5 protein-coding genes and 1 pseudogene are annotated in these 8,298 nt (G+C 56.1%); 2 read left to right on the top strand and 4 right to left on the bottom strand.

Annotated features, from left to right (window positions below; genetic code table 11):
• Together QM579_RS01735 and QM579_RS01730 are read left to right on the top strand one after the other, a co-directional pair.
• A pseudogene (locus QM579_RS01735) lies at window positions 1-269 on the top strand (hypothetical protein); the annotation flags it as partial.
• A 25-nt stretch (window positions 270-294) separates the two neighbouring features.
• Window positions 295-921, top strand: coding sequence for a YkgJ family cysteine cluster protein (locus QM579_RS01730; protein ID WP_414997508.1), 627 nt, complete (start codon window positions 295-297; stop codon window positions 919-921).
• A gap of 227 nt (window positions 922-1,148) precedes the next feature.
• Here QM579_RS01730 and clpB read toward each other — a convergent pair whose 3' ends face one another.
• From clpB to uvrC, 4 genes are all read right to left on the bottom strand, one after another.
• On the bottom strand, window positions 1,149-3,755 hold the full coding sequence (gene clpB / locus QM579_RS01725) for an ATP-dependent chaperone ClpB (RefSeq protein ID WP_414997507.1): 2,607 nt from the start codon (window positions 3,753-3,755) through the stop codon (window positions 1,149-1,151).
• A gap of 248 nt (window positions 3,756-4,003) precedes the next feature.
• The gene (locus tag QM579_RS01720; RefSeq protein ID WP_414997506.1) at window positions 4,004-4,318 is read right to left on the bottom strand and encodes a chaperone modulator CbpM; all 315 of its coding nucleotides are present in this window, start codon (window positions 4,316-4,318) and stop codon (window positions 4,004-4,006) included.
• A 21-nt stretch (window positions 4,319-4,339) separates the two neighbouring features.
• On the bottom strand, window positions 4,340-5,320 hold the full coding sequence (locus QM579_RS01715) for a DnaJ C-terminal domain-containing protein (RefSeq protein WP_414997505.1): 981 nt from the start codon (window positions 5,318-5,320) through the stop codon (window positions 4,340-4,342).
• Between the two features lie 358 nt (window positions 5,321-5,678).
• On the bottom strand, window positions 5,679-7,718 hold the full coding sequence (gene uvrC, locus QM579_RS01710) for an excinuclease ABC subunit UvrC (protein WP_414997504.1): 2,040 nt from the start codon (window positions 7,716-7,718) through the stop codon (window positions 5,679-5,681).
• Between the last annotated feature and the right edge of the window lie 580 nt (window positions 7,719-8,298).

The following is an 8,298-nucleotide window of genomic DNA, read 5'->3' as shown; positions in this document are numbered from 1 at the left end:
TTGTAACACGAGCCCTCACGCGTATCTGGAGGCGCTCCATCAACATAGCCGAGCACGTCTACTTCATCAGCCGGGGCGAAAGCCTCAAGCATAAGGGCGAAAACAGAGAAGAGGCGCTTTCGTCTTCTGTCAGGCCGTCTGATTTTGGTGCACCTGCCGACAATGCAGCTGCCACTTTGGGTGAAACTTCCGAAGAAATGCCCGCATCAGAAAATGAAAAGGGTTCTCAACGTCGCCGCCGCACGGAAAAGGACACGGAAAATGCCTGATCAGAACTGCTTGTGGGCGTAGACCGTGCCATTAGCGTGGCCCGCAGAGGCCCGGCTTTTCAGGCATACAGATTCCTGGCTCGAACGCCGCTATCCCGGTGTGGGGCTTTTGCTCGACGCATATGCCGTCGTTGATCTGGGTGTGAAAAAAGCGGTGGCGCGTGACGGACGTGTTGCTGCCTGCCACACCGGGTGCGACCAATGCTGTAAACAGCCCATACCCGTAACGCCGCTTGAAGTGCAGGCCTTGCACAGTTATGCCCGGCACAGGCTGCCGCAGGGCAGTCTTGCCGCGCTGGTTCACAGGCTGGCAGCCTTTCAGGGGAACAAAAAGGACATGACCTTGTCTTGTCCCTTTCTTTTGAACGGTAGTTGTCTGGTTTATCCTGTGCGGCCTGTGGCCTGCCGACAGTATATGGTTTTTGATAGAGCCTGCGCCCAGGGTGAAGATGCCAGCAGCACCCGGCCTGCGGATTTGCTGACACCGCTTTACGACTACATGCTTACCGGATTATTGCGTACCTTGCCGTGGTACGCAGGGCATGAACCCTGCCCGCCGGAGCATCCTACAGAAGAAAACGCCAGAGAGTTTTTTCTTTCTGTCACAACTGTGATTCAGCTTGTAGCCTGGAACCGCATTTTCCAGGCCTGATTTTGCATGCGCGGTTCCGCGTTGCAAGCTACGCAGTTGCCTCAAAGCTTGAAGCAACATATTCACTGAATTCATAAAATTTGAGCATTTTCTTGAACGCGCTCCCGGCTGGTTCAAATTACACGCACAGGGGCGCAGTTTGCCCGCAAGCATTGCCAAAGCAAACAGGGCCCGCACAGTGAAAAACTGTGCGGGCCCTGATACATCTATGAATTTACTTGCAGAAGTTATGCTGCCGTGAAGGTCAGTGCTTCGTCCTTAACGTCCACAATAACGCCCTGGCCATCGCGTATTTTGCCGCCCACGATCAGGCGGGCAAGGGGCGTTTCAACGGCCTGCTGCACGTAACGCTTGAGGGGCCGCGCGCCGTAAACGGGATCGTAGCCAGCTTCACCGATAAAGTTTTTGGCCGCATCGGTCATATCCAGCCTGATCTTGCGGTCTTCAAGGCGCTTGCGCAAACGGGCCAGTTGCAGGTCAACAATGCGGTTGATCTGGTCGCGCCTGAGCGGCAGAAAAACGACCGTTTCGTCCACACGGTTGAGGAACTCCGGCCTGAAATGCGCCCGCAGGTCTTCCATAACCCTGTCGCGCGCGCCTTCTTTCAGCGCTCCATCCGCCTCAATGCCGTCCAGCAGATGCATTGAGCCTATGTTGGACGTCATGATGACGATACAGTTGCGAAAATCCACCGTCCGGCCCTGGCTGTCAGTCAGACGTCCGTCGTCCAGCAGTTGCAACAGGGTATTGAACACGTCCGGGTGCGCCTTTTCTATTTCGTCAAAAAGAATGACGGAATAAGGCTTGCGCCGCACGGCTTCGGTGAGCTGGCCGCCTTCATCATACCCCACATATCCGGGAGGCGCGCCGATAAGACGGGATACGGAATGCTTTTCCATATACTCGCTCATGTCGAGCCGCACCATGTTGTCTTCCGTGTCAAAGAGCGCTTCTGCCAAAGCCTTGGAAAGCTCGGTCTTGCCGACACCTGTGGGGCCAAGGAAGATGAAGGAGCCTGTAGGCCTGTCGGGGTCCGAAAGGCCTGCCCTGGCGCGCAGCACGGCGTCTGCCACGGCAGTGACGGCTTCGTCCTGTCCTACAACGCGTTCGTGCAGCTGTTCGGGCAGACGCAGAAGCTTTTCACGTTCAGATTCCAGCAGGCGGGTGACGGGTATGCCCGTCCACTTGCCCACGATTTCGGCCACATCGTCTGGCCGCACTTCTTCCTTGAGCAGGCGCGGGCCTTCGGCCTCGCTGCCTTCAGAGCCTTCGGCGTCAGCCAGTTTCTTTTCAAGCTCAAGCAGCTTCGAGTACTTGAGTTCAGCGGCCCTGTTCAGATCATAGGCGCGTTCGGCTTGTTCGATGGCCAGCTTGGTCTGCTCGATCTGCTCCTTGATCTCGCGCACCTGATTGATGGAGCCTTTTTCACTTTCCCACTGTTTACGCAGTTCGGCCTGATCGACACGCAGTTCGGCCAGTTCGTTTTCTAGCTTTTCAAGGCGTTCGCGTGAAGCAGCGTCGGTTTCGCGGCGCAGGGCTTCGCGCTCGATTTCAAGCTGCATGACCTTGCGGTTCACTTCATCCAGATCCGCAGGCAGCGAGTCAATCTCTGTGCGGATAAGGGCCGCCGCTTCGTCGATAAGGTCAATGGCCTTGTCCGGCAGCTGGCGGTCGGTGATATAGCGGTGCGACAGCACAACCGCTTCCACAATTGCCGAGTCGCTGATGCGCACGCCGTGGTGCACTTCAAAGCGTTCTTTGAGGCCGCGCAGGATGGAAATAGTGTCTTCCACCGTAGGTTCTTCAACCATAACGGGCTGGAAGCGCCGTTCCAGAGCCGGGTCCTTTTCAATGTACTTGCGGTATTCGTCTACCGTTGTGGCGCCGATGCAGTGCAGTTCACCACGCGCCAGCATGGGTTTGAGCAGGTTGCCCGCGTCCATTGCGCCTTCGGTTTTGCCCGCACCCACAATGGTATGCAGTTCGTCAATGAAAAGAATAGTCTGACCTTCGCTCTTCTCCACTTCATTAAGAACGGCCTTGAGGCGTTCTTCAAATTCGCCGCGGTACTTGGCGCCAGCGATAAGCGCGCCCATGTCAAGGGCGAAAAGTTTGCGGCCTTTCAGGCCCTCTGGCACGTCGCCCTTGACGATACGAAAGGCAAGGCCTTCCACAATGGCTGTTTTGCCAACGCCCGCCTCACCAATAAGAACAGGGTTGTTCTTGGTGCGGCGCGAAAGAATGCGGATAACGCGGCGGATTTCGGAATCACGCCCGATAACCGGGTCCATTTTGCCCTGGCGCGCAGCTTCCACAAGATCGCGTGCGTATTTGTTCAGTGCCTCAAAGGTGTCTTCTGGGTTGGCGCTCGTTACACGCGCACCGCCTCGCAGTTCTTCCATTGCCGCCACAAAGGCTGCACGGGTGAGTTTGTACTCTTTGAAGATCTCACCCAGCGGCGTTGAGGGTGCAACCTCGGTCAAAGCCGCGAACAGGTGGTCAACGCTGACGTATTCGTCCTTCATGCGTTTGGCTTCGTTCTGGGCGTCTCCCAGAACCTTGGCCAGGCGCTGCGTGATCATGATCTTTGTAGGGTCCATGCCCGTACCGGAAACAGAAGGGCGCTTGCGCAGCGCGCCTTCAATGGCAACGGAAAGAGCCCGGGGCTGCACGCCCATCTGGTCCAGAATGCGGGGGACTATGCCGTTCTCCTGCTGGGTAAGAGCCAGGGCAAGATGTTCGACATCCGTTTCCTGATGGCCCATACCTGCGGCAAGGCTTTGAGCCTCGCTGACAGCTTCACGCGCTTTTTCTGTGAATTTGCTAATATCCATATGGATTCCTCCGACGGAGCCACGCCGCAATGGGCGGGCAAAATATATTTTATCCCTGGTGCTGTATGTTCTTGCACCAGTTCCTTGACTGTGCCGTCACGATCATTTTTTCAATTGGGCAACTTCAGCGTGAAGCTGCTCCAGCCGGACTTCATCTTTTATCCCGGCCGCGTATCATGAGAGTACAGCCTGCAAAAAAGGCATGTTTCCCTGATACATCAAGAAAATGTATCTCGTGGCAAAATTGTCTAGTCTTCAAAGCTCTTGAAACTGCGAACCGAACGCTCCAGAGCGTCTATGCGTTCCAGAAGGTCAACTATAATCGTGCCGCCAAGTACGGGCAGCTCAAAATCGCAGCATATGCGCTCAAGCTTGCGCACGCGGTATATATCCACATCGCGGAAAAGGTATTGCTGCACAGTGCTGCCGCGGGCTTCAATCCAGCCCAGGGCAAGTAATTCCTGAAGGCGTTCAGGGTGTACGCCCGTGATCTGAATAAATTCTTCCCATACCATTACCGTAGACGGAGCGGGCAGAGTGGGATTTTTGGGTGTCATGCTCATGCTAAAACCCTCCACCAGGCGCTATGCGCGGGCCTGAAAAGCCGAAGTTTCCGCCAGTTTCTGCCAAAGTTCGCGTTCCGCGTCGGACAGTTGCGCAGGCGCTTTTATCATGACTCTGGCCAGCAGATCGCCGCTTTTGCCAGTTGCGCCCAATCCCTTGCCGCGCAGCCGGAACTTGCGGCCAGAACTGGAGCCAGCGGGAATCTGCATCTCCACGTGTCCTTCAAGTGTGGGCACTTCAACCTTTGCGCCAAGCACGGCCTCCCAGGGGGCCAGGGCCAGATCACATTGCAGGTTTTCGCCGTCAACCTTGAAGACGGCGTGCGGCAGGTAACGCACCCGCAAAAAAAGGTCGCCGGACGCGCCGCCGGGCGCAGGGTCTCCCTGTCCGGCCAGGCGCAGTTTCGCACCCTCGCGTATGCCCGCAGGCACGTTGACTTCCAACGTTTTGGGCCCTTGCGGTCCCTGAATGGAAACAGTGCGGCTGCCGCCTTTTTGAATCTCTTCAAGCGTCAGGGGCAGTTCGGCTTCCACGTCTCTGCCACGGCGTGGCCGGGAAGAAAAACCGCCAAAGGGGTCTGGCCCGAATTGCGCGCCGCGCCCTCCTGCCTGTCCGCCAAAGGGATTTCCGGACTGGCCGCCAAACTGTGCGCCGCCCGCTCCACCGAAGAGGGTATCAAAAAAGTCTGAAAAACCTGATCCGTCAAAGCTTTTGCCGCCAAAGGTAAAGTGCACGTTTTCAAAGCCCGGTTCGCCCTGGAACTGCTGACCGTGCTGCCAGTTGGGGCCAAGCTGATCATAAAGTTTACGTTTTTCAGGATCTTTGAGAACTTCATGCGCCTCGTTGATTTCTTTAAACTTGTCCTCAGCCTGTTTGTCGCCGGGATTCAGGTCGGGGTGGTACTTGCGCGCCAGCTTCTTGTAGGCCTTGGAAATATCCTCGGTCTTGGCCGTGCGCTCCACTCCAAGAAGTTTGTAATAATCCTTGTAAGATACTGACATTCTGTGCTCCCCCGTGCGAATCGTACTCCCGTATTCACTTATCATTCAGGGGGCGGTTTACGCCTCCGGCCTGAACGTGTGCGTGTCCGGGTCTCAATATGCAAGAATAAGGCCGTTATATCTAAGGTCAATGGCTATCACTTGAAAATCAGTATACATTTTTGCGCAAAAAAACAAAATCCCCCGGCGCTTCACACCAGGGGATGAGTAAAAAAGAGTAATGAAGGAGGGAGCAGCAGAGCTTTGCAGCAGCAAAAGACTTAACAAGGAGAAACCACGCTGGACAGATCCAGCGGCCTGATGTTGCAGGAAGCGTCAGGCTGTTTTTGGGCACAAGGCCTATTTCAGGCCACAGTCCCTAATGCAGCCCAGCCAATTTTTCCAGCAGTAAGGCCGCTTTGGCCGCTCCAATGCCGGGCAGGCCGCACAGGTCTTCTTTGGTGGCCGCGCACATAGCTTCCACACTGCCGAACCGGTCCCACAAAAGGCGCGCTGTGGCTGGGCCGATACCGGGCAGACGCATGAGTTCGCCGGAAAGGGCCGCACCTCGTTTTGCTTTGCGGTGACGGCCAATGGCAAAGCGATGGGTAGAATCCCGCACGTTTTGCAGGAACAGCAGTTCCGGCCCGCCTTCACGCAGGGGCAGGGGATTGGCCCTGTCAGGAATAAAAATGCGGTCAGCCACGTTTCCTGCCCGGCGGTCGGCATGGCCCTGTTCGTCCCTGGCTTTCGCAATGGCAGCCAGGGCGAAGAGATCAGGTTGTCCTGCCTCACTCAGCGCACGTTGTATGGTGCGCAGCTGCCCGCGCCCGCCGTCGATGAGCAGCAGATCTGGCCACGGTGGGCCGCTTTCAAGCCTGCGAGCCACCCAGGCATACAGGGTCGCGTAGTCATCGCCGCTGTCTGGCATGGCGTAGGCGCGGTACAGGGAGCGGGCGGGCTGGCCTTCTTCAAAAACCACCATGCCTACACGTGTTTGTTGGCCGCCTGTATGGGAAACGTCCACACATTCGATGCGGTGCGGCGGCCCTGCAAGGTGCAGAGCGCGCGCCAGCCGGTCAAGAATGCCAAGTTCGGATTTTTGCTCCTGACGTCGCGCTTCTTCTCTGGCGTTGGACTGGGCCATGTCCACAAGTTGATTGTCCCCGGCATTTTGCGGCGGCACAATACGCACTGCACCGTTGCGGCGGTCAGACAGGGTTTGTTCCAGCAGTTCACGGCCTGTTGAAGGAGGGGCTGGAGGTCTGTTGCTGCCAGTTTGAGCCGGGGGTGCTCCAGATATAGGCGGAGGATTTCCATCATTTTGCAGGTTCGCCGCGGATGGGTCTTCAGCAGAGGGCGTGCCCATTGTTTCGTGCAGAACTGCTCCAAGTGGCGTCTTTTCTGTAACCGAAATTTCTTCATCCGTCAGGCTTTCAGCATCATCTTCCCTGACCGTATCTTCGGCATCCTGGGGGAGCCAGGGCAGCAGGATTCTTGGTGGCGGAGTTACCTGACTGTAGTACTGGCTAACAAAGCTCCAGAGCAGTTCGGGGGCGTCCTCGAATGTCAACCCCGGCCAGTAGAAAGAACGCCCGTCAGTGACTGCACCGCTGCGAACAAATACAATGCCGAGGGCAAGCCCCTTGTCTGCCGGAAAAAGCCCCACAGCGTCCATGTCGCCACCACCGGGCAGCACGGCGGCCTGGCGTTCAACTGTACGTTCCACTGCCTGAATCTGGTCGCGCAAAACTGCGGCTTTTTCAAACTCCAGCTCTTCTGATGCCTGATTCATAGCCGTGCGCAAACTGTCCAGCAAGGGAGCGGCGCGCCCCTGCAAAAGATCGCAAACTTTGCGCACATTTTCGTTGTATTCCTGCGGGGTCACCATGCCCATACACGGAGCGGGGCATTGCCCCATGAAGTGATACAGACAGGCGCGTACGCGGTTTTTCATGGCCTTGTCGGAACAGCGGCGCAGGGCAAAGGCACGGTGAATGATCTTCCACGTTTCGCGGGCTGCCAGGGCCGAAGTAAAGGGGCCAAAATAGCGCGCGCCATCGCGCCGGGCCTGACGCACGATCTCAAGCCGGGGAAAGTCGTGCTTGGTGCTCAAGCGAAACAGTACGTACTGTTTGTCGTCGCGAAGTACTATGTTGTAGCGCGGCCTGTGCTTTTTAATGAGGCTGGCTTCCAGAAGCAGAGCTTCTTTTTCCGTAGTGGTAGTAAGATACTCAATGCTTGTGGCGTGAGAAAGCATGGCTCTGGTTTTGGCGGGCAGGCCATCAGGCCTGAAATACGAAAGTACTCGCCGCCGCAGCACGCGCGCCTTGCCAACATAAATGATGCGGCCACGGTCGTCCTTGTAAAGGTACACGCCGGGCGAAAGTGGGATAGTAGCGGATTCCGGTTTCTGCATGACCACCATATAACCACCATTGGCAAACTTGCCAACTGGAAGGACGGGGCAGAGAGGGCAATACGACGCGGTGAAAAGTTTGCAGGCGTCATTGAAGCGCTACAACTCAATTGAGTTCAATGTAGGGAAAAGCAGACAGGTTGTTGGCATTTCAAGCTTGATGAACATTATGGCACTGTACTTCTGTGGTTTGCATCCTCAAAGGTTTTGAGGTGACCATTTAGCATCTGACAAAATCAACGGAAATAAAGGGCAATGCTGTTCTCGCCACTCAGGTTGCTACTCAGCTGCACAAGGAAATTTCGTCGATGGTTCAAGCAGAGCACGGTAGGGCAAAGGCTGAAATCGCACTTAGATTTTTTACCTCGAAATGACCTGGTGACAGTGTGAAGGGACAGCCGCAGTGGAGGCGTAAGCACAGCTTTATTTCTTACCGCAGGGCTTGCAGATGCTTCAAGCGTTGTGATGTAAGAAGGACAGCCCCAATGGCGACAGCTTTGCTAATAAGATTACTCAAGCATGTGTAACAGGCACAGAAAAAGGGGAGCCTTGCGGCTCCCCTTTTATAGCGAAACTTGAG

The sequence above is a fragment of the Desulfovibrio sp. genome (assembly GCF_047607245.1).
In the GTDB taxonomy this organism is placed as follows: domain Bacteria; phylum Desulfobacterota; class Desulfovibrionia; order Desulfovibrionales; family Desulfovibrionaceae; genus Desulfovibrio.
Note: the sequence above shows the minus strand (reverse complement) of the source record. Positions and strands in the feature narration are given on the sequence as shown.